Origin of the sequence: Thauera sp. 63 (assembly GCF_000310165.2) — a bacterium.
GTDB classification, from domain to species: domain Bacteria; phylum Pseudomonadota; class Gammaproteobacteria; order Burkholderiales; family Rhodocyclaceae; genus Thauera; species Thauera humireducens.
Map to the genome: position 1 here is coordinate 88,091 of NZ_AMXC01000011.1, position 19,812 is coordinate 107,902.

At 64.1% G+C, this 19,812-nt stretch carries 19 protein-coding genes; 6 read left to right on the forward strand and 13 right to left on the reverse strand.

Features of this window, described 5'->3' with window-relative positions; all coding sequences use genetic code 11:
• Window positions 1-12: 12 nt before the first annotated feature.
• Complete coding sequence (locus tag C664_RS11640) at window positions 13-1,290, reverse strand: TRAP transporter large permease subunit (RefSeq protein WP_004260030.1); 1,278 nt, start codon at window positions 1,288-1,290, stop codon at window positions 13-15.
• A gap of 11 nt (window positions 1,291-1,301) precedes the next feature.
• Window positions 1,302-1,880: a TRAP transporter small permease gene (locus C664_RS11645; RefSeq protein ID WP_004260034.1), complete on the reverse strand. Its 579-nt coding sequence runs from the start codon at window positions 1,878-1,880 to the stop codon at window positions 1,302-1,304.
• Between the two features lie 138 nt (window positions 1,881-2,018).
• Here C664_RS11645 and C664_RS11650 point away from each other — a divergent pair, with 138 nt between their 5' ends.
• Window positions 2,019-2,870: an IclR family transcriptional regulator domain-containing protein gene (locus C664_RS11650; protein WP_004260039.1), complete on the forward strand. Its 852-nt coding sequence runs from the start codon at window positions 2,019-2,021 to the stop codon at window positions 2,868-2,870.
• 69 nt (window positions 2,871-2,939) lie between these two features.
• Here C664_RS11650 and C664_RS11655 read toward each other — a convergent pair whose 3' ends face one another.
• From C664_RS11655 to C664_RS11670, 4 genes are all read right to left on the reverse strand, one after another.
• Window positions 2,940-4,439 (reverse strand): tripartite tricarboxylate transporter permease, encoded by a 1,500-nt coding sequence (locus C664_RS11655; RefSeq protein ID WP_004260044.1) that lies wholly within the window; start codon window positions 4,437-4,439, stop codon window positions 2,940-2,942.
• A complete protein-coding gene (locus C664_RS11660) occupies window positions 4,436-4,936 on the reverse strand; it encodes a tripartite tricarboxylate transporter TctB family protein (protein ID WP_004260047.1) in 501 nt (166 codons plus the stop codon). The genes C664_RS11655 and C664_RS11660 overlap by 4 nt, the downstream gene beginning before the upstream one ends.
• Window positions 4,937-5,036: 100 nt before the next feature.
• Window positions 5,037-6,026 carry a tripartite tricarboxylate transporter substrate binding protein gene (locus tag C664_RS11665; RefSeq protein ID WP_004260050.1) on the reverse strand — a complete coding sequence of 330 codons (990 nt, stop codon included), beginning with the start codon at window positions 6,024-6,026 and terminating at the stop codon, window positions 5,037-5,039.
• Window positions 6,027-6,304: 278 nt separating this feature from the next.
• Window positions 6,305-7,114, reverse strand: coding sequence for an IclR family transcriptional regulator (locus tag C664_RS11670; RefSeq protein WP_004260054.1), 810 nt, complete (start codon window positions 7,112-7,114; stop codon window positions 6,305-6,307).
• A gap of 285 nt (window positions 7,115-7,399) precedes the next feature.
• On the opposite strand from C664_RS11670, the gene C664_RS11675 reads away from it, so the two are divergent.
• Window positions 7,400-9,130 (forward strand): FAD-dependent oxidoreductase, encoded by a 1,731-nt coding sequence (locus C664_RS11675; protein WP_004260057.1) that lies wholly within the window; start codon window positions 7,400-7,402, stop codon window positions 9,128-9,130.
• Window positions 9,131-9,244: 114 nt separating this feature from the next.
• On the opposite strand, the gene C664_RS11680 is transcribed toward C664_RS11675, so the two are convergent.
• The 7 genes from C664_RS11680 to C664_RS11710 all read right to left on the reverse strand — a co-directional run bounded on the left by C664_RS11680 (window position 9,245) and on the right by C664_RS11710 (window position 16,249).
• Window positions 9,245-10,054: a sugar phosphate isomerase/epimerase family protein gene (locus C664_RS11680; RefSeq protein ID WP_004260059.1), complete on the reverse strand. Its 810-nt coding sequence runs from the start codon at window positions 10,052-10,054 to the stop codon at window positions 9,245-9,247.
• A gap of 13 nt (window positions 10,055-10,067) precedes the next feature.
• The gene (locus tag C664_RS11685; RefSeq protein ID WP_004260063.1) at window positions 10,068-10,688 is read right to left on the reverse strand and encodes an NIPSNAP family protein; all 621 of its coding nucleotides are present in this window, start codon (window positions 10,686-10,688) and stop codon (window positions 10,068-10,070) included.
• A gap of 44 nt (window positions 10,689-10,732) precedes the next feature.
• A complete protein-coding gene (locus C664_RS11690) occupies window positions 10,733-11,785 on the reverse strand; it encodes a Gfo/Idh/MocA family protein (RefSeq protein ID WP_004260066.1) in 1,053 nt (350 codons plus the stop codon).
• Window positions 11,786-11,793: 8 nt separating this feature from the next.
• Window positions 11,794-12,582 (reverse strand): SDR family NAD(P)-dependent oxidoreductase, encoded by a 789-nt coding sequence (locus C664_RS11695; protein WP_004260071.1) that lies wholly within the window; start codon window positions 12,580-12,582, stop codon window positions 11,794-11,796.
• Between the two features lie 19 nt (window positions 12,583-12,601).
• A complete protein-coding gene (locus C664_RS11700) occupies window positions 12,602-13,438 on the reverse strand; it encodes a sugar phosphate isomerase/epimerase family protein (protein ID WP_004260072.1) in 837 nt (278 codons plus the stop codon).
• A gap of 32 nt (window positions 13,439-13,470) precedes the next feature.
• Window positions 13,471-15,330 (reverse strand): FAD-dependent oxidoreductase, encoded by a 1,860-nt coding sequence (locus tag C664_RS11705; protein WP_004260074.1) that lies wholly within the window; start codon window positions 15,328-15,330, stop codon window positions 13,471-13,473.
• Between the two features lie 100 nt (window positions 15,331-15,430).
• Window positions 15,431-16,249 carry a shikimate dehydrogenase family protein gene (locus C664_RS11710; protein WP_004260077.1) on the reverse strand — a complete coding sequence of 273 codons (819 nt, stop codon included), beginning with the start codon at window positions 16,247-16,249 and terminating at the stop codon, window positions 15,431-15,433.
• Window positions 16,250-16,409: 160 nt separating this feature from the next.
• On the opposite strand from C664_RS11710, the gene C664_RS11715 reads away from it, so the two are divergent.
• The 4 genes from C664_RS11715 (at window position 16,410) to C664_RS11730 (ending at window position 19,800) form a co-directional block, all read left to right on the forward strand.
• Window positions 16,410-17,042 (forward strand): HAD-IA family hydrolase, encoded by a 633-nt coding sequence (locus C664_RS11715; protein ID WP_004260081.1) that lies wholly within the window; start codon window positions 16,410-16,412, stop codon window positions 17,040-17,042.
• Window positions 17,043-17,111: 69 nt separating this feature from the next.
• Window positions 17,112-18,029 (forward strand): LysR family transcriptional regulator, encoded by a 918-nt coding sequence (locus tag C664_RS11720; RefSeq protein ID WP_004260085.1) that lies wholly within the window; start codon window positions 17,112-17,114, stop codon window positions 18,027-18,029.
• A 113-nt stretch (window positions 18,030-18,142) separates the two neighbouring features.
• Complete coding sequence (locus C664_RS11725; protein WP_038011612.1) at window positions 18,143-19,060, forward strand: NAD-dependent epimerase/dehydratase family protein; 918 nt, start codon at window positions 18,143-18,145, stop codon at window positions 19,058-19,060.
• Window positions 19,057-19,800: an SDR family oxidoreductase gene (locus C664_RS11730; protein ID WP_004260091.1), complete on the forward strand. Its 744-nt coding sequence runs from the start codon at window positions 19,057-19,059 to the stop codon at window positions 19,798-19,800. The genes C664_RS11725 and C664_RS11730 overlap by 4 nt, the downstream gene beginning before the upstream one ends.
• The last annotated feature ends 12 nt before the right edge of the window (window positions 19,801-19,812 follow it).

Sequence of the window (19,812 nt, forward strand, 5' to 3'; positions counted from 1 at the left end):
GTGGGTGCGTGCTTAGGTCAGCCAGCGCAGCGGGGTCAGGACCAGCTCGGGGAAAAGCACGAGCAGGAACAGCACCGCGAACTGGGCGAGCAGGAAGGGCCACACGCCGCGCACGATCTCGTCCATGCTCATCTTGCCGGTCCCGGCCACGACGTTGAGTACGGTGCCGACCGGCGGGGTGATGAGGCCGATCGAGGTGTTGATGATGAACAGCACGCCGAAATACACCGGGTCGATGCCCGCAGCCTTCACCACCGGCATCAGCACCGGTGCGAGGATCAGGATGGTGGGCGTCATGTCCATGCTGGTGCCGACGAGGATGATGGTGATCATGATCGCCAGCAGCAGCAGCGTCGGGCTGTCGAGCAAGGGCTCGAGCAGCTCGACCAGCAGGAAGGGCAACTCGGCCACCGTCACCATCCACGACGACACCATCGCCGCGGCGACCAGCAGCATCACCACCGAGGTGGTCTTGGCGGCCGACACCACGACGTCGTAGATCTGCGACAGCTTGAGCTCGCGGTAGATGACGATGGCGACGAACAGCGCATAGACAGCCGCGACCACGGCCGCCTCGGTCGGCGTGAAGATGCCGAACTTGAGGCCGAGGATGATGATCAGCGGCAGGCCCAGCGCCCAGCTGCCCTCGATGACCGCACGGCGGATTTCTCGTGCGGATTTCTTCGGCTGGGGTTGCACGTCTTCGCTGCGGGAGTAGATCCACCACGCTGCCGCCAGCGCCAGGCCCATCATCAGGCCGGGGAAGATGCCGGCGAGGAAGAGCTTGGAGATCGACACGCCGGTGGCGACGCCGAACACGATGAAGCCGATCGAGGGCGGGATCACCGGGCCGATGATGCCACCGGCGGCAATCAGGCCTGCGGAGCGCTTCCTGTCGTGCCCGGCGGCGACCATCATCGGCACCAGCAGCGCAGACAGCGCAGCGGCGTCGGCCACCGCGGAGCCGGACAGCGAGGCGAGGATGCAGGACGCGAGGATGGCGACGTAGCCCAGGCCGCCTTTGACGTGGCCGACGGTGGCGAGCGCGATGTTGACGATGCGCTTCGACAGCCCGCCGGCGTTCATGATCTCGCCCGCCAGCATGAAGAAGGGCACGGCCAGCAAGGGGAAGCTATTGGCGCCGTTGATCAGGTTCTGCGCCACGATCTGGGCGTCGAACATGTCGAGGTGCATCATCATCGCCACGCCTACCAGCAGCAGGGCAAAGGCGATGGGCAGGCCGAGGGCGATGGTGCCGATCAGCGAGGTGATGAAAATGGTGACGGCCATGTCGTGTCTCCTCAGGCCTTGGCGCCGGGCGCACTGCTTTTGCCCGCGTGTTGTTGTTCGTGCTGCAGGCGCTCGACTTCCTCGGCTGCGTCGTTGCTGGCGACCATGACCAGTTCGTGATCGCCGGTACGGCCGAAGGCAATGCGCACCGCCTCGTAGAGCAGGACGGCCGCGGCCGAGATGCCGAACAGCACGCCCACGCCATAGAACGCGCCCATGGACAGGCCGGTTGCGGGCGCGGGGACGGAAAGGTTGATCTGCGTCTGCTGCCAGCTGCCGGTGGTGATCAGCCAGCAGACATACAGCATCAGCATGTGGCCGAGCAGCAGGGCGAAGCGGCGGCCCAGTGGCGGCAGGCGGCGGATCAGCGTGTCGACGCCGAGGTGGGCATGTTCGCGCAACGCCACGATGGCACCGAGGAAGGTCATCCACACGAACAGGAAGCGGGCCAGCTCTTCGGACATGGTCAGGCCCGAGTTGAAGGCATAGCGCATCACCACGTTGCCGAACACCATGACGACCATGCCGACCATGCACAGGAACATCAGCAGCTTGAGCAGCCGGAAGTAGCCATCGACGAGTGTTTTCATTGTTCCTCCTGGGTGGCGGAGTCCCGCCTGGATGTGCCCGAACTCTAGTCTTCGGGAGACTTGCGTGAAAGGCTGCATTGTCCCTATTGTGCGCAGTGCGCACAAATATCGGGTGGCGCCAACAGAGGGGGCAGCGACATGAAGCATGTGCCGAACAGGAGTGCCGACGCGCCAACCGGCGGCGCGCTGCCGGGCGAGCCGGATGCCGAGGTGCCCGAGGGCGATGACCTCGCGGACTACGCCACCGATCGCAACTTCGTGACCGCACTGGCACGCGGGCTGGCGGTGATCCAGGCCTTCACCAACCAGGGCCGGCAGATGTCGATCTCGCAGATCAGCTACCGCACGGGCATCACGCGCGCGGCGGTGCGGCGCTACCTGCACACGCTCACCGCACTGGGCTACGCGCGCTGCCACGACGGCACCCGCTTCTCGCTGACGCCCAAGACCGTGTCACTGGGCAATGCCTATCTCTCGGGCACGCCGCTGTCGGGCAAGGGGCAGCCGGTGCTGGACAAGCTCAGCGAGACGGTGGGCGAAGCCTGCTCGATGGCGGTGCTCGACGGCACGGACATCGTCTATATCGCCCGCGCGGCGGCGTCGCGGATCATGTCGCCGTCGCTGAACGTCGGCAACCGCCTGCCCGCCTATGCGACCTCGATCGGCATGGTGCTGCTGGCCCACCTCCCCGAGGCCGAGCTCGACGCCTGCCTGGCGCGCACGAGCTTCCTGCCTTTCACCCAGAACACCATCGTCTCGCCCGCCGAGCTGGGCAAGGTGCTGCAGCAGGTGAGGACGCAAGGCTACGCCATTGCCAACCAGCAGATGGAGATCGGCCTGCGCTCGATCGCAGTGCCGGTCCGCGACAAGGCCGGCACGGTCGTCAGCGGCATCAACATCATCGGCCCGACCTCGCGCATGGGCATCGAACACATGCGCACGCGCTTCCTGCCGCTGCTGCGGGAGGCGGCGGAGGCGCTGCGTATCTGAACGGAAGATAAAAAATGCCCCGTGGATGCTTTCCACGGGGCATCGGACAGGGCTCCGACAGTCGGTCGTTCAGGCCGCCTTATCCTTGCGCCAGCGTTGCCACCAAGGCGTTTGGCTGATCAGCGTCAAGGCCATCGCCAACGCGATCGTGAGCGAGATCGGCGAGGTGAAGAAGCTCGCGAAGTAGGTGATCAGGTCGCCTTCGGCCGAAATCATCGCCTGGCGGTAGCTGCGATCCATGAGTGGGCCAAGGATGATGCCGAGGATGATTGGCGCGACCTGGAAGCCGTACATTTTCATGAAGTAGCCGAACAACCCAAAGCCGAGCATCCAATAGACATCGACCACGTTATTGTTGATCGCATAGGCGCCGATCGTCGACAGCACGAGGATGAGGGGCAGCAGGATGGGCTTGGGAATCTCCATGATCTTGCAGAACACCTTGATGCCGGTGAGCCCGAAGATAAGGAGGAAGACGTTGGCGAGGCACAAGGCGCCGACGAGGAACCAGAACAGATGCGGCGTCTGGATCATCAGCATCGGTCCGGGGTTGAGCCCGTGGATGTAGAGCGCACCGATGATCACCGCAGTGACTGCGTCGCCCGGGATGCCCAGCGTCAGCATCGGCACATGGGCGCCGCCGACCGCTGCGTTGTTGGCCGATTCGGGCGCAACCAGTCCCTCGTAGGCGCCCTCGCCGAAGGGGCGCGACGGATTCTTTACGCTGCGTTTGGCGTGGTCATAGGCGAGCAGTGCAGCGATGTCGCCGCCAGCACCCGGAAGCGCGCCGACAACGACGCCGATCCCCGATGTCCGCATCGACAGGGGCAGGTATTTCTTCACCATGGCCCACGACGGAAGGATCTTGGATACGTCCTGTCGGACGGCCTTGAGCTTGATGTCGTGCACCTGAGACAGTACCTCGGCGACACCGAAGAAGCCGATCATCGCGGCGACATAGGAGATGCCGGCCGATAACTGCATGGAGCCGAAGGTCAGACGGGGTTCCGCGGTCAGCGGATCGAGGCCTACCGTGCCGATGGTGACACCGAGTGCACCCGCGAAGATGCCCTTGTACAAGGACTCGCCGGACAGGCTGCCGACCAGCAGGATGCCCCAGATCGCCAGCAGTAGGTAGTCGCGTGAATGGAACTGCAGTGCGAAGTCCGACATTGCTGGAGCGGCCAGGGCCAGAGCGCCAATGCCGACGAAACCGCCGATGACCGACACGATCGTGGTCAGTCCGATTGCTGCGCCTGCCTCGCCGCGCTTGGCCATTGGATAGCCGTCGAAAGCGGTGGCGATGGCTGATGGCGCGCCCGGGATGTTGAGTAGGATCGCCGTGCGCGAGCCGCCATAGACTCCACCGAGGTAGATGCCGCACATCAACGCCAGCGCCTCGTTGACCTGCCATTTGAAAGTGAAGGAGATCAGGATCGATACGGCCATCGTCACTGACAGCCCGGGGATGGCGCCGATATAGATGCCTGCGAGCGTGCCCGCGGCAACCAGCCCGATCAGGCCTGGATCCATCCACGAAATGAGGAAGTAGCCGAGCGCTTCGTTCATTTGAACAGTCCTTGGATCAGCGTGCCCTTGGGTACGACGACCGAAAAGATGGTTTGAAACACGACGTAGATGAAGCCGATCATGGCAGCGCTGACGAGCAAGTTGATCATCAGCTTGCGGCTGCCCAGCAGCCACATCGAGATAACGAGGAAAACGTAGGAACTGAGGATGAAACCCAGTTGCTCCAGCGCCAGCATGTAACCGATGATCGCCGCGGTGAAGGCAACGATGAGGGTTGGCGTCACGTGGGCATAGAACTGAAAGATCAATGATTGTCCGGGTTCGCCTTCGACGCGGCCGACGCGCAGGGTCTGGAACAGGATGATGATCGCGCTGATGCTCATCACCGCCGTCGTCACCATCGGGTAGGCGCCGGCCGAGGTAAAGGATGAGAAGCCGGAGATCTTGTATGAATGCCAGAACAGGAAGAGGCTGGCTGCGAGCAACAGCAGCGCGAAAACGACCTCACCGGCCAGGCGGCGGCGTTGGATGTGCATGATGGCCTCCAGTGGTGATGTTCTTGTTTTGTGTGTTGCGCCGCGCCACGGCGTCGGGCGCCGTGGCGGGCAGACAGAGCGGTAGCGTATCCGGTGCGGATCAGGGCTTCGGAATGCCCAGTTCGGCGGGGTTCTTCTTGGCGACCCCCGCGTCCTGATAGACCCATGCAGTCACAGACTGCCAACGGTCGATGAACTGCTTGGCTTCGTCACCGGAGATGTTCAGCATGACGTTTCCGCGGCTTTCCATCATGGCCCGGTATTCCGGGGTGTCGACCGCAGTCTTGAACGCCGCAGCCAGCTTCTGCTTGGCCTCGTCCGGAATATCCTTCTTGGCGAAGACGCCGAAGAAGGAGCCCCATGGCACGTATTTCTTGAGATCCGGTAGCGCTTCGGTCATCGGCGGAATGTCCATGTAGGGCTTGGAATCGAGCACGCCGAGCACTTTCAGGCGACCCGCCTTGATGTGTTCCTGCACGGCGCCCGCTGCGATGAAGCCGAAGTCGACGTGGCCGCCCAGCATCGCAGTAATGCCCGGACCATCGCCATCGAACGGGACCGGATTGACCGGGAACTTAGTCAGCGACGCGATCATGGCGCTTGAAGTGAAGGGCACGGTGCCAATTCCGGCGGTGTACATCTTGATCTTGCCCGGGTTGGCCTGGACGTCCGTCAACAGATCCTTGAAGCTGTTCCAGGACTTGTCCTTGTTTGCCACCAGCAGCACGTTGCCGCGCGAGATGATGTTGACCGGGTAGAAGGCGTTGTAGTCAAAGTCGGCGAGACCCATTACCTTGTACAGGGCCGGGTTCTCGGCCCCCATCAGCAGGGTGTAGCCGTCTGAAGGCTGCTGCAACACGAAATTGGCGCCAATCACGCCAACGCCCCCAGCCTTGTTCTGTAACACGAGCTTCTTGCCGAGGGCCTGTTCAGCTTGGGCTGCCATGCCGCGCACAGCAACGTCGGTCGCACCACCCGGACCCCACTGGATCACCCCCGAAACTTCACGTTCGGGAAAACTCTGTGCTGCTGCCAGGCTGCTGAGCAGTGACAGGGCAGCGACGCCCGCCAGCTTGCGGTAATTCATCATGGTTGTCTCCTCTGGTTAGGATGTGGTGTGCAAGGTGCTTCAGGTGACTTGTGTGCGGCGCACCTGATCAGGCCGCAAACCGTAGTGCACGATTACGCTCGCGGATCTCGCGCCGTGCTTCCAGCGGGTGCCCGCTGGTCTCCTTTTCCCGATGCGTTCTGCTGTTGTCGCGACGTGCGTCCAATCTAGTTCAGGGTTGGGCATCGTAGTGTCCCCTGTGATACGTGTTTGTGCGCACAGCGAACAAACTCCAGCAGAGGCCACGCGAACGATGCGCCTCAATGGCTACGCGCACGGCCGCCGAACAAGCTCGAGTTCTGGTAGCCCAGTCCCAGCTCTTCTGCGGTCTTCAGGAGTTCAGGCGCCAGGGCCTGCATCCGCTCCTCGGTCAGGCGGGCGCTCGGGCCCGAGACGCTCAACACACCGATCACGGCTTTCGTCACCGGGTGCTTGACTGCCGTCGCAATGGCCGCGAGTCCTGGTTCTGAGCAGTCCGTGACCATGGCGTAGCCTCGTTCGCGCGCGAGTTCGATGCAGGACAGCACTTCCTTCAGTGTCCGCGGTGCATTGCGACCGAGCTCTGGCCCCAGTGCGATGCCCTGACGCGACACCAGTTGCAGCGCGTCTTCGTCACTCAGGCAGGCCAGCCAGGCAAACCCGGTCGACGTGCACGACAGGGGGGCTGCGCGCCCCATGTCGGGGTCGTAGCGCAGGCCTTGCTGCGCCCCCTGTGCCTTGCCGACCCAGACCTGGCTCTGGTTGGGTGGATCGCCTTCGATGACACTCAGGCGTACCAACTCACCGGTCGAGGTGGCAAGTCGATCCATCAGCGGTTGGGCGATGTCGTTGATGCCGCTGCGGGCGAGGAAGCCCAGTGCGACCGTCAGCAGACGCATCGTCAACATGTAGTGGGCGCTTGCGGTGTCCTGTCGCACGTAGCCGTACTCCACCAGTGAGGCCAGCAGGCGGTGCGCGGCGCTCTTGGGAATGTTCAGCGAATCGGCGACATCCTGCAGGGCAATGCCCTGTGGGTGGTTCGCAAGCAGTTCGAGGGCGCCAAAGGCGCGCGAGAGAAGTGATCCGGCCATGGGTTCGATAATAGAGAATGAGGTTCTAGAATGGAATAGTGTTCAAGAAAAATTTTTATTCAAGTAAAAGGGAAATCTTGAACGCTGGCTTCGGGTCGATGGAAACGGGATTTGGTTCCACTTCGGAACCATACGCCTCCTCCTGGCTGGACACCTGCATGCGTGAGAAACGGCGCCGAAAAAGCGCAACCAGGCATGCTCAAAAAATACTGGTACAACCTTTTAAAGTGGAATACAGTTCTAAAAATAACATCCAGTACATCATCGAGAAGAACGAGGAGCCTCATGCTGAAACGTATCGAAGACATCCAGGACGGTGAGCGCTACGACGTCGTTGTCGTCGGCGCCGGTGGCGCTGGCATGTCCGCAGCGCTGTATGCCGCTATCGACGGTGCCAAGGTCCTATTGGTCGAGTCGACCGAATATGTGGGCGGCACGACGGCCTATTCGGGCGCGACCACCTGGATCGTGGGGACGCGGCATGCCCCCAAAGTGAATCCGAAGGATTCATTGCAGGATGCCAAGCGATTCCTTGATCTGGCGGTGGGCGAGCGCTCGGATCCGCGTGTCCGGCAGGCTTTCCTCGACAACGGCGCAGATGCGGTGGCGAAGATCGAGGACAACTCGCACGTCAAGTACCGCCCGCGCGACTTTCACCCCGACTACCTGTCCGAGCTCGAAGGATCGACCACGTGTGGCCGCGCGCTGGAGCCCTATCCGTTTGATGGCCGCTTGTTGGGCGAACACTTCAACCTCATCCGCCCGCCCATTCCGGAGTTCACCGTGCTGAAGGGCATGATGGTCGACCGTGACGACATCTTGCGGTTGATGGCCTTCATCAAGCAGTGGTGGGGCTCATGGGACACTTTCAAGTACGTCACCCGCATCATGTTGCGCCACGCCGGCGACCGACTGCGCTACCCGCGTGGCACACGATTGGTGATGGGTAACGCGCTGATCGGACGTCTGTTGTTGTCCATCCGCGAGCGTGGCGTGAGCCTGATGACGGAAACGCGTGTCACGGAGTTGAGGCGTGGCGCCGAAGGGGTCGATGCGCTGGTCTTGAGTCAGCGCGGCGTGTCGCGTCGTATCGAGGTGACGGGCGGGGTGATCATGGCGACCGGCGGCTTCAATCGCCACCCGCAGCGCCGTGCGCAACTGATGCCGGGCGCCGACGTCAATTGGTGTCCGGGCGGTCCAGGTCACACGGGGGCCTTGCATGAGCTGGCCGAAGCGGTGGGTGCGCGCTATGGCGAGGGTGAACTCAGCCCGTGCTTCTGGGCGCCGGTGTCGATCCGCAAGCGCAAGGATGGCAGCCTGGCGGTGTTTCCGCACTTCGTTTTCGACCGTGCCAAGCCGGGCATGATGATCGTCAATCAGCACGGCAAGCGTTACTACAACGAGTCGATTTCCTACCATCTCACCGGCATCACCATGCAGGCGGCGAACAAGACTACGCCGTCGGTCCCATCCTTCCTCGTCACCGATGCAGAAGGGATGCGCAAGTATGGTATGGGCATGGTGCGGCCCAACAAGATGGGGTTGGCCGAGGCGCTGGCCGATGGCTATGTCGTTTCCGGCAAGACGCTCGCGGAGTTGGCGCACAAACTTGGCGTCGATGCCGCGAATCTCGAGCAGTCCGCGGCCGACATCGGGCGCTTCGCCAGGACCGGCGTGGATGAACACTTCCAGCGCGGTACGACGCTGTATCAGCGAGCCAACGGCGATGCAAACTGGAGCGGCCCCAACCCTAGCCTGGGTCCGATCGAGACGGCGCCGTTCTACGCTGTGCGTCTCTATCCGGGTGATATCGGCGCGGCAAAAGGCTTCCTGACCGACGATAACGCGCGTGCGCTCGATGCGGCCGAACAGTCGATTCCTGGGTTGTATGCCATTGGCAATGACCAGCAGTCGATCATGGGCGGGACTTATCCGGGACCGGGGATCACCGTTGGACCGGGAGTAGTGTTTGCCTATCTGGCGGCTCGGGACGCCGTAGCCCGGGCACGGCGTTGAGTGCGGCACCTCAGCCCTGCCTGGCAGGGCTGAGGTGCCAGAGGCATTGACGCAAAAAGGAGGGGTCATCCCCTCCCTTCTTGCGTCAGCGTGCTCACCCGTCAGGGCCGCATCTCAGCAGCCTGCCAGCAGATGTTGGCAAGCCTCGCGCAGACGGCGTGCGCGTTCGAACGGGCCCACAGTGCGGGCCAATGCCATCTGCGGCACCTCGATCGACAGCGTAATACCTGCCGGCAATGCCCCTAGCAGTTCGCGCAGTGGCAGTCCGCCTTCAGCCGGAGGCAAACGTTCGGCGCGGGCCTGAAACAGGATTTCCTCGGTGGTTGTCGGGCGTGCGGCCGGCGCATCGCAAAACTGCATGTAGCGGAAGCGCGATGGTGGGATGGCGGCAAGCCCGTCAATGGTGTCGCCGCTGCGGTCGAAATGGATCGGATCGATAATGATGCCGCCATTATCGCGCCCGGCGGCGCGGATGATCGCGTCGGCTTCGGCGACGTTGCGCACGTCGGTCCACGGCATCGGTTCGAGGTGGGCCGCCAGACCGTAGCGTGCCGCCAAATCGCAGGTGGCGCCAAAGTTGTCGACCAGGCGTGCTTGATCGGGGTCGTTGCCTGCGAGCAAGACATGCTGCGCACCCAGGCGGGCGCCAGTTTCGAAGAAGGCTTCGAAATCGGCAACCCGCGTGTCGGGCTTCAGGCGCAGGATCTCGATGTCCAGCACCCTGATCCCGGTATCCTGCAGGCGCGCAAGCACCTCGCGGATCACGGGGGTATCGCCGATGGTGGAGTAATGCGCCTCGGTCGGCGTTGCCGGGTTGAGGCGCAGACCGACGTGGGAATAGCCCGCCCACGCGGCGCAGCTCACCATGTCGGCGGGGGAGAGGTCCAGCACGGTGAGTGCTGCGAGCGAGAGCGGGCGATTCATCGGGTCTGAGCTCTCAACGCAGCGGCGAATTCGGTGCCGGCAGGAAGATGGCGCTGTGCAGCGTGGTCAGGTGGGCCGGGCCACCCTTCGGCGGCCACACGCCTTGTGCCACGGAATCGGCCCGGGCCTTGGCGCGGGCGTCGGTGCTCGCATAGGGCCAGATGTTCATGAAGCGCGGGCCTTGGCCGTCCAGCGCATACATCGCGATCAACAGCGGCGACACCGCGTGGCGCGCGGCGTAGGCGCCTTTCCAGGCTTCGATGGTGGCAGCGACGCCTTCGGGTTTGATGCCATAGGTGCGCACTTCGTACACCGGGCCACGCGCACCGGTCTCGACCGGCGGCAGGAAGGGGAAGGCCGCGTAGGTCGACAGATTCAGGCCCAGCATCAGTTCGTTGTCGAGGCCAAAGGGCTTGCCGCCCAGCATCATGCGTTCGCGCTCGGCGTCGAGATCGGAGGCGGTCTCGAATTCGCGCAGCACCATGACCTGGTTCAGTTCGCCGATGTCCGAATACCAGATGGCGAGCAGGCGACCGAGAGCCTGTGGCGCGGTGGCGTAGGCCTCGATCAACGGATAGACCTTGGCATTGGAGAACATCGGGATGTCGATGAGGGCGACTTCATATTTTTTCATGTCGGTTTCCTTCGGTGAGAAAAGGGAGGGGATGAGGGGGAGGTTCAGGGGTAAGTCGGCGTCACCGCGCGGCGTTCTCGCGCCGCCTGGTGGATCGCGTCGACCACGGCGATGGTGCGTGCGGCGTCTTCAACACTGATCAGTGGGGCGACTTCGCCGCGTGCCACGCGCACGAAGTGACGTAGCTGCAGCACTTGCGGGTCTTCGGCCTGGTAGCCGATTTGCTGTTGCGACAGGGGGGCCTCCCAGTCGGCGCGTTCGCCATAGCGCCACAGCTTGAGTTGCGGAATGGACAGCGCGCCTTCGGTGCCCGACAGCAACAGGCAGGGCTGGTCGTATTCCTTGGCGAACTTGGGCACTTCGTTGAGGTTCTTTTCCCAGCCCCAGGGCGAGGCGACGGCATCCGAGCCGACGATGCTGGCCAGTGCGCCGCTTTCGAAACGTAAGTTGATCGTCGCAGTGTCTTCCACCGCAAAGCCGCGTAGCGCATTGCTGGTGAAGGCCTGCACTTCGAGCACTTCGCCATAGAGGTGGCGGAGCAGATCGGTTTCGTGCACCAGGTTGATCAGGATGACTCCGGCGCCGGCTTCGCGGCGCCAGGCCATGTCGTAATAGGCGTCGGGCTTCTTCGTTTGCCACAGTGCGGTCGCCAGGCTGGGACGGCCGAGCGCACCGGATTCGATGATCTCTTTGGCGCGCGCAATCACCGGGTTGTGGCGGCGATGGTGGCCGACGAGGATGGGGGTCGGGCTGTCGCGCAGTGCGGCGATCAGACGACGTGCGTCATCCAGCGAGGTCGCGACCGGCTTCTCGAGCAGGGCAGGTACGCCCGCGGCGATGCAGTCGAGTGCGGTCGGCACATGGAGGTCGTTGGGATTGACGATCAGCGCGGCGTCCGGCTTCACCACGGAGAGCATCGTCCGGGCGTCGGTGAAGGCGGCGACGCCTTCTTCGTCAGCCAGGCTGCGAGTGAAGGGGTCGACCACTGCGACCAGTTCGACGTCGGGCACGCGTTTCATTGTGCCGACGTGCTGGCGACCCATGATGCCTGCGCCGATCAGGGCGATACGTAGCGGCGTGGAATGGGAGGTGTGCATTGCGTCGCTCAGTCCGTCTTGGGCATGCCGGGGATGGTGCTCATCAACGAATGGGTGAATCCGCCATCGACGCAGATGTTCTGCCCGGTGATGTAGGTCGCGCCCGGACTGAGCAGGAAAGCGACAGTGTGGGCGATGTCCTCCGGTTGGCCGATGCGATGCAGCGGGACGATGGCCTTGCGGCGCGCGGCGACGTCGGCGTTCTGGTACAGACGGTCGGTCAGGGTGGTATGCACCATGCCGGGCGACAGGCTGTTGACGCGGATACCGTCGGTAGCCCACTCCAGCGCCAGTTGCTGGCACAGCATGATCATCGCCGCCTTGGATGAGGAGTACGCGCCGCTGTTGGGGTGGGCTTGCATGCCGGCCATCGAGGCCACGGCGACCATTGCACCGCAGCTGTTCTTCAGTGCCGGGTAGGCGGCCTGGGCCAGAAGCCAGGTGGCGCGGGTGTTGACGGCGAACAGGCGGTCCCAGCTGTCGATGTCGAGCTGGGCGAGTGAGCTGGGGCCGAGGATGCCGGCGTTGCAGACCAGGGCGTCGAGCCCCCCGCAGAATTCCTCCGCCTCGGACACCAGGCGTGCCGGCACGGCTGGGTCGGACAGGTCGCCCAGCACGGCTACGGCGTCGGCGCCCAAGCTTTTCAGCTCGGACAACAGATTGGCGAGGTGCTCGCCCGGGTGGGTTGCGCCGATGGCCAGGCGGACGGTCTGTCCGGCGGCCCGGGCGTCACGTGTCAGCTGAAGGGCGATGGCGGCGCCGATGCCACGGCTGGCGCCGGTAATGAGTGCGCGCATGGGGTGTCTCCTCGGTGTGTCAGGCAGCGGTTCTGGCTTGGATCACGATGGCCTTGGCGGCTTCGAGCGCACTGCGGGCCCAGTGCTCGACACCGACCAGGGGAACGCGTGCGTCGTTCGGAATCTCGACGCCCACCGGCAGATCCGCCGGCAACGACTTCCAGATGCCGGCGAGGTCGATCGCGCCTTCGCCCGGCAGTAGCCGCTCGCAGCGTGCGGCATGGATCAGGCCCTCCGTGGTGGTCGGCCGTTCGGCGGGACCGTCGCAGATCTGTGCGTAGTGCAACCATTCGCGCGGGAGCCCGTCGAGGTCGGCCAGCGTGCCGCCGGAGCGGTCGAAATGTAGTGCGTCGATGAGGATGCCGCCGTTGCCCGGCCGGGCTGCGGAAATGATTTCGATGGCGTCGTGGATACCCGGCGCGGCGGTCCAGGGCATGAACTCGAGGTCGCCCGACAACCCGTAGGGCTTTGCGGCTTCGCACAGCCGGGCGTAAGAGTCGATCAGACGCGCGCGGTCGGCGTCGTCGCAGGCGACCAATATGCATTGCGCTCCCAGGCGTTGGCCCACCTCGAAGAAGCGCGTGTACTGCGCCGGATCGAAGTCGGCATTCAGACGGATCATCTCCAGGTCGAAGATCTTCACGCCGGTATCGGCAATACGCGCAAGTGTTTCCCGCAGCAGTGCTTCGTCGTCCATCAGCGGATAGGCGGCGCCGCCAGGCGCCGCGGGCAGCAGCCGGATGCCGGCGTGGCTGTAGCCGCAGCGTGCCGCCAGTTCGACAAGTTGTGGCGGTTTGTGGTCCAACGCGGTGAGCTGCGACAGGGAAAACGGCGGTAGGGCGGGGGTGGGGATCATTGTCTCTTCCGTGTTGTGGTTATTAGGGGGTGTCATGCGCGGCGGCGTTCGCTGCTTTCGTCAGGCCTCCAGACGGCAACGGTTTCGTGCGGGATGTGCGGAGCGCTGCCCGTCATGGCATGGCATTGCGTAGATGCGGGGGCACCTTCCAGCGCGACACCTGCTGCGTGGTGAGCTGCGATGTAGCCGAAGGTCATTGCCGGACCCAACGTGATGCCACCGCTTGGATAGCGCCCGCCCATCACGCTCGACATGTCCGCACCGCAGGCGTACAGGCCGTCGATGGGCTGGCCGTCGGCATCCAGCACGCGGGCCGCGGCGTCGGTGCGCAGGCCGGCAAAGGTGCCCAGGCTGCCGGGCAGCACGTGAACCGCGTAGTAGGGGCCGCTTTCGATCGGGGCGACGCAGGGGTTCGGTTGATGGCCTGCGTCGCCATTGATGCGGTTGTATGGGGTATCGCCACGACCAAAGGCGGGGTCTTCGCCGCGCTGGGCGTAGCGGTTGTATTGCGCCACGGTCGCAGCTAGGCCGGCTGCGTCGATGCCGCAGGCATGTGCCAGCGCTTCGATGCTGTCGCCGCGTTTCAGGTAGCCCGAGCGCAGCATGGGGCCGAGCGGAAAAGGTGCGGGACGCACACGGCCCAGCCCGTAGCGACGGATGAAGCGGTGGTCGCACAGCAACCAGGCTTCTGCCGCGTCGCCTTGATGTGTGGTGGCGAATAGCGCAGAAATGAAGTCGTAGTAGGACCCGGCTTCATTCACGAAGCGGTTGCCGTCGCGGCGCACGGCGATGATGCCCGGCTTGGCACGCTCGATCAGATGCGGGAAATGACCTACGCTGCCGTCCTTGCGTTCCACGCGAGACACGGGCGCCCAGGCGCCGGCCGCCGGCAGTGTGTCCGGGACCGTGCCGCCCGCGCTTTCGCCCAGGCGCAGACCGTCGCCGGTGTTGCTGAAAGGCGCGGCGGACCAGTGCTCGCGTCCTGTCGGTGTATGTGGAAACAAGCGTTGAGCCCGTTTGGGATCGTGCGGAAAGCCGCCAGCGGCCAGCACTACGCCACAACGGGCGCGAACTTCGATGTCGCCGCGTGGGGCACCGCCGAATGCCGTGCTCACCAAGGCGCCATGCACCTTGCCATTCTCGACGATCAACTCGCGCACCGGACTATCGGTCCAGATCCGCACGTCGCGATCGAATGCGGACTTGGCCAGCCGCGCGACCAGGGCGTTGCCGTTGACCAGCCTCATGCCGCGGCGGTGGAGGAGCAGATCCATGAAATGCACCAGTACGCGGCGGGTAACGTGGCGGAAGGATTCCCACGACCGCAGGCTGTTCATGAAATGACGCAGGTCGGTCCCCGATGCGATGCCCATGCCCCAGGGTGCGATGAGGTCCAGCGGCGGACGCAGACGCTTGACGTGCGCCCCAAGTTCGCGTGCGTCGAACGGTGCCGCGCACACCGAGCGTCCGCCGGTAGCCGCGCCTGGCTGCTTGCCGTGGAAATCGGGGATCAGGTTGCCGTCGATGAACTGCACGGTGGTTTTCTTGCGGAAGAAGTCCACCATGCGCGGGCCATGCGTCAGGAAAGCATCGACGCGGTCGGCGTCGTAGTGCTCGCCCAGTTCATTGCGCAGATAGGTGCGTGGCACCTCGATGTCTTCGACGATACCGGCTTCCACAGCCAGCGGATTGCGCGGAATCCATAGCCAGCCGCCCGACCAGGCCGAGGTGCCGCCATAGACGGATTCCTTCTCGACCACCAGGACTTTCAGGCCGAGCTCGGCGGCGACCACTGCGCTCGACAGGCCGCCTGCTCCGGAGCCGACCACCAGCAGGTCGACTTCGATGGGCGCGTTGGAAACGGGTGAGGCAGAGGCGGTCGCAGCGTTCATCGGATTGATCCGGTTCGAGCAAAAAGATGGGGCGGGCGGAGGAGTTCTGTGGCCTGCCGGCTTGGCCAGGGCGCCCGCCCCGAAGGGACGCGGTAGACGCTCAGCGGGCCAGTGGACCGGCTTCGAGCAGGAAGTCGATCATCCGATCGCGCACGGCAGCGAACATGCCGGTGCCGATCTGCGTCAGGCAGCCCTTGTCCCGCGCGGCCTGGATCATCGGTGTGACGGCAGGTACGGTGATCACGTCGCCGACGAACATGCCCGCGACGAACTTGTCGGCCTGAACCGGCAGTGGGTCATCGGCGCGCATGCCGGCGGGCGTGGCGTTGACGATGACGTCGAAGCCGCTCGGGTCATTGCTGCCGGCGATGACCTTGTCGCCATGCACGCTGCGCAGGCGGGTGATCAAGGCATCGCAACGTTGGGTGTCACCGTCATGCACGGCCAGTTCGGAGACGCCGGCGTCGAGCAGAGCCAGGGCGATGGCCGAGCCTGCGCCACCGGCGCCGACCAACAGAGCGCGCTTGCCTTCGGGCTGACAGCCCACCGCGCGCGCCGCGGCAACGAAGCCTTCGCCATCACACATGTCGCCATGCCAGCTGCCGTCAGGGTTGCGGCGCATGATGTTGCAGGCGCTCAGGAAATTCGCACGATCGGTGGCGGTGGCACACAGCGCGTGGGCGGCGAACTTGTGCGGCACGGTCATGCTGATGCCGTCGAAGTTCTTGGCAAGGCTGATGCCGCTCACCAGCGTGGCGAGGTCGGCCGGGCTGACATGGACCGGCACCATGACTGCATTCACGCCCCGTTCGTGCAAGGTCGCGGTAACGCCTGCGGGCGATTTCACCTGTGCAATCGGGTCACCCATGATCGCGAGGACACGGGTTTCGCCGCTGAGGGACTGAAGGGGGTGGCTCATGTATCGTCTCCGTGAAGCCCGTTTTTGTAAAAATTGAAATGCAGTTCCAAAATGAAAACATATTTCAGAAGTAACTGCAACGCGTGCATGATGTCTGCGGTGTAACAGGGCTGCGCAGTGGCAAAGTCAACGAGGTCGGTAGCGGCCTTCAGGAGGACGAATGAAGATCGATGGGGTGATATTCGATTGCGACGGCACGCTGGTTGACAGTGAAGGGCTGGCCGTCGAGATCGTGTTGGAACTGCTGGCGGAAGCCGGCGTGAGGCTGAGCGCGGCTGAGCTGATGCCACGCTTTCACGGCCGGCGCTTTGCGACAGTGGTCGACGAACTGTGTCAGGCGTTTCCGGTGCTGGATGCGCAGGCTCTCACGGCGCACTTTCGCGCACGTACGCCGGTGGTGTTCCGTCAGCGGCTCAAGGCCATGCCTGGTGCGCTGGCGTTGGTGAGTGGCCTGGAGATCGAGAAATGTGTGGCGTCGAACGGGCCCGTCAGCAAGATCGAGACCTGCTTGGCGGTGACCGGGCTGCTGCCGCATTTCGAAGGGCGGATCGTCAGTGCCTTCGAAGTTGAGGCGTGGAAACCGGACCCGCGTCTGATCGAGGTGGCTGCGCAGCGCATGGGCGTGGCGATCGATCGGTGCCTGCTGGTCGAGGACAGCCTGCCCGGTGTGCAGGCTGGACTGACTGCGGGCGCGCGGGTTGTCGCCTACCGGATGAGCGATCTGCAGCTCGGGGCGCTGGCCGGGCATGTGACCCGGGTCGACACCTTGAGCGAGATCCGGGCGTTGTTCTGAGCAGGGGGCATTAGCATGGGCAGCATTCCCGCGAGCGCAGCGCCCCCTGGGGCGCTTCATGAAGCGCCCTTGGTCGACGTCAAGTACCTCCGCTTTCTGGACGTTCTCTACAGTACCCGCAGGCTCAGCCACACCGCCGAGGTGCTCGGGCAGAGCGCTCCGACGATGAGCATCTGGCTGGGAGCCCTGCGCGAGCTGACCGGTGATCCGCTGTTCGTCAGAACGCCGGCGGGCATGCAGCCGACGCCGCGCGTCGAGACGATGATGCCGCTCGTGCGCAGCGCCCTGGCGGCCATGTATGCGCTGACGAGGGAGCCCGATGCGTTCGATCCGCGGGCAGCCAGCCGGCGTTTCCGCGTGTGCCTGAGTGACGGCGCGATACTGACGCTGCTGCCCAGGATACTTGCACTCCTGCGCCGCAGGGCGCCGCAGGTGAGGCTGGAAGCGGTCAAGCTCGATGGCAACGCGTCGAGCCTGCTTGCAAGCGGTGAGGCGGATCTGTCACTGGGCTATATCCCGACCCTCGAAACTGGATTCTACCAGCAGGCCTTGTTCGATCAGAGCTGGGTCTGCTTGGTGAGCCCGGAGCACCCGATCATCCGTTCGCGGTTCGGTGTCGACCTGTATGCAGAGGCGGAGCATGTCGATATTCCGCATGGCACGGGACACGCGATGCTAACGGCCGCAATGGCCCGCCATCAGGTGCAACGCAAGGTGTGCGTGGAGATCCCTGTCTACCTGGGGCTGCCCGCGATGATCTCCGGCAGCGACCTGATTGCGACGGTTCCGAGTCTGACCGGATATACCCTGGCACAGATGTCCGGGCTGGATGTCCATCCGTGTCCGGTGCCGATTCCGCCGTTCACCGTCATGCAGTACTGGCACGAGCGCTTTCATCTCGATCCGGGCAATCGTTGGCTACGCCAGTTGGTCCATGAGGTGTGTGCCGACCCGGGACGGGCCGGTGCGGCGACCCTGGCCGTCTGATCGCCAGGAGGTCTGCCAGCAAGTTTGCGAGACGCAAGCTTGCACCTTGCGTTTCGCCTAGTTCCCCGCCCGCTCGCTTTTCCTAGAATCGATAAAAAATTCAAGGAGGTGAAGTGAGAATACTTATAACAGGCGGCAGCGGCTTCCTCGGCGCTTGGATTGTCCGCCAGCTGGTCGAACGGGGTGTCGAGCCGCGCGTGTTCGATGTCACCAACAACCGCCACCGGATGGCGGAGATCGCCGGGCAGCATGTGGCGCGTGATCTGGTGTGGGTGGTCGGTGACATTCGCAATCGCGATGACGTCTTGCTTGCCGCAGAAGGCTGCCAAGGGATCATCCACCTGGCTGGAGTGCTGACGCCGGCGTGTGCGGCGGACCCGGTCTTGGGGGCCGAGGTCAATCTGATCGGTACCTTGAATGCGTTCGAAGCGGCGCGCCGCCATGGTATTGGCGCGGTGATTTATGCGGGTAGCGCGGGTGTGTTCGGACCGCATAGCGGGCAGGTACCGGAGCCTACGACGCACTACGGTGCCTTCAAGCTCGCCTGTGAAGGTTCGGCGCGGGCCTACTGGCACGATCACGGTATCGCGAGCGTTGGTTTCCGGCCCTTCGTGGTGTATGGCCCGGGGCGTGATACCGGCCTCAGTGCCGGACCAACGCTGGCGTGCAAGGCGGCCGCGCAGGGCGAACCGTATGTGCTGCCCTTTACCGGTTCGTCCGGGCTGGTGTATGTGGAGGACGTGGCGGCAGCCTTTGTCCATGCCGTGCTTGGCAAGCCGCAGGGCGCGCGGGTATGCAACTTCGTGGGCGAGACGGCTAGCGTGGACGACGTGCTGGTGGAGATCCGTCGCATCGTGCCCGATGCCCGCGTGAGTGCCGAAGGGCCGCCGCTGCCGATTGCGATCGGACAAAGCGAGGCGGAGCTCGATGACTTCTTTCCGAATCGCCCGCGAACGTCGCTCGCGGAAGGGGTCGCACTGACGATCGCGCATTACCGGACGGTCGATGCCGCGCGTAGGGTGCCGGCATGAGCAGCGAGGACACGCAGGGCAAGGTGGCTCTGATCACGGGCGCCGGAGGGGGTATCGGCGCGGCGATTGCGCGCCGCTTGGTGCGGGATGGCATGGCCTTGGCCTTGATCGATCGTGATCTGGCTCGAATCCAGACATTGGCGGACGAATTTCCGGGAGCCCTGGCGTTGCGGTGCAACGCCACCGATGCGGCCGACGTCGAGCGCGTCGTCGGAGAAATTTGTGCGCATTTCGGCCGGCTGGACGTTCTTGTGCATGGAGTCGGGGTGACCGGCCCGTCGCGACCGGTGCATGAAGTCAGTGTTGATGAATGGGACAGCACCCTGGCCATCAATCTACGTAGCGCCTTCTTGTGCTCGCGTGCAGTGGTAAAGCCGATGTTGCGGGGCGGGTATGGACGGATCGTCCACATCGCCTCGATTGCCGGCAAGGAAGGCAATGCCGATCAGGCTGCTTACTCGGCCGCCAAGGCCGGCGTCATCGCCTTGGTCAAGTCGCAAGGTAAAGAACTCGCCCGCACTGGCATTCGCGTCAATGCCGTCGCACCCGCGGCAGTCAAGACCGCGCTGGTGGAGCAGATGTCGCCCGAGTTGCGGGCGGCACTGCTGGCCAAAGTACCGATGGGCCGTCCCGGCCTTCCCGAGGAGGTTGCCAACATGGTGGCCTGGCTCGCATCGGAAGAATGTTCGTTCACCACGGGCGCGACATTCGACCTCTCCGGCGGTCGCGCGACTTATTGAGCGCTGCCTGAG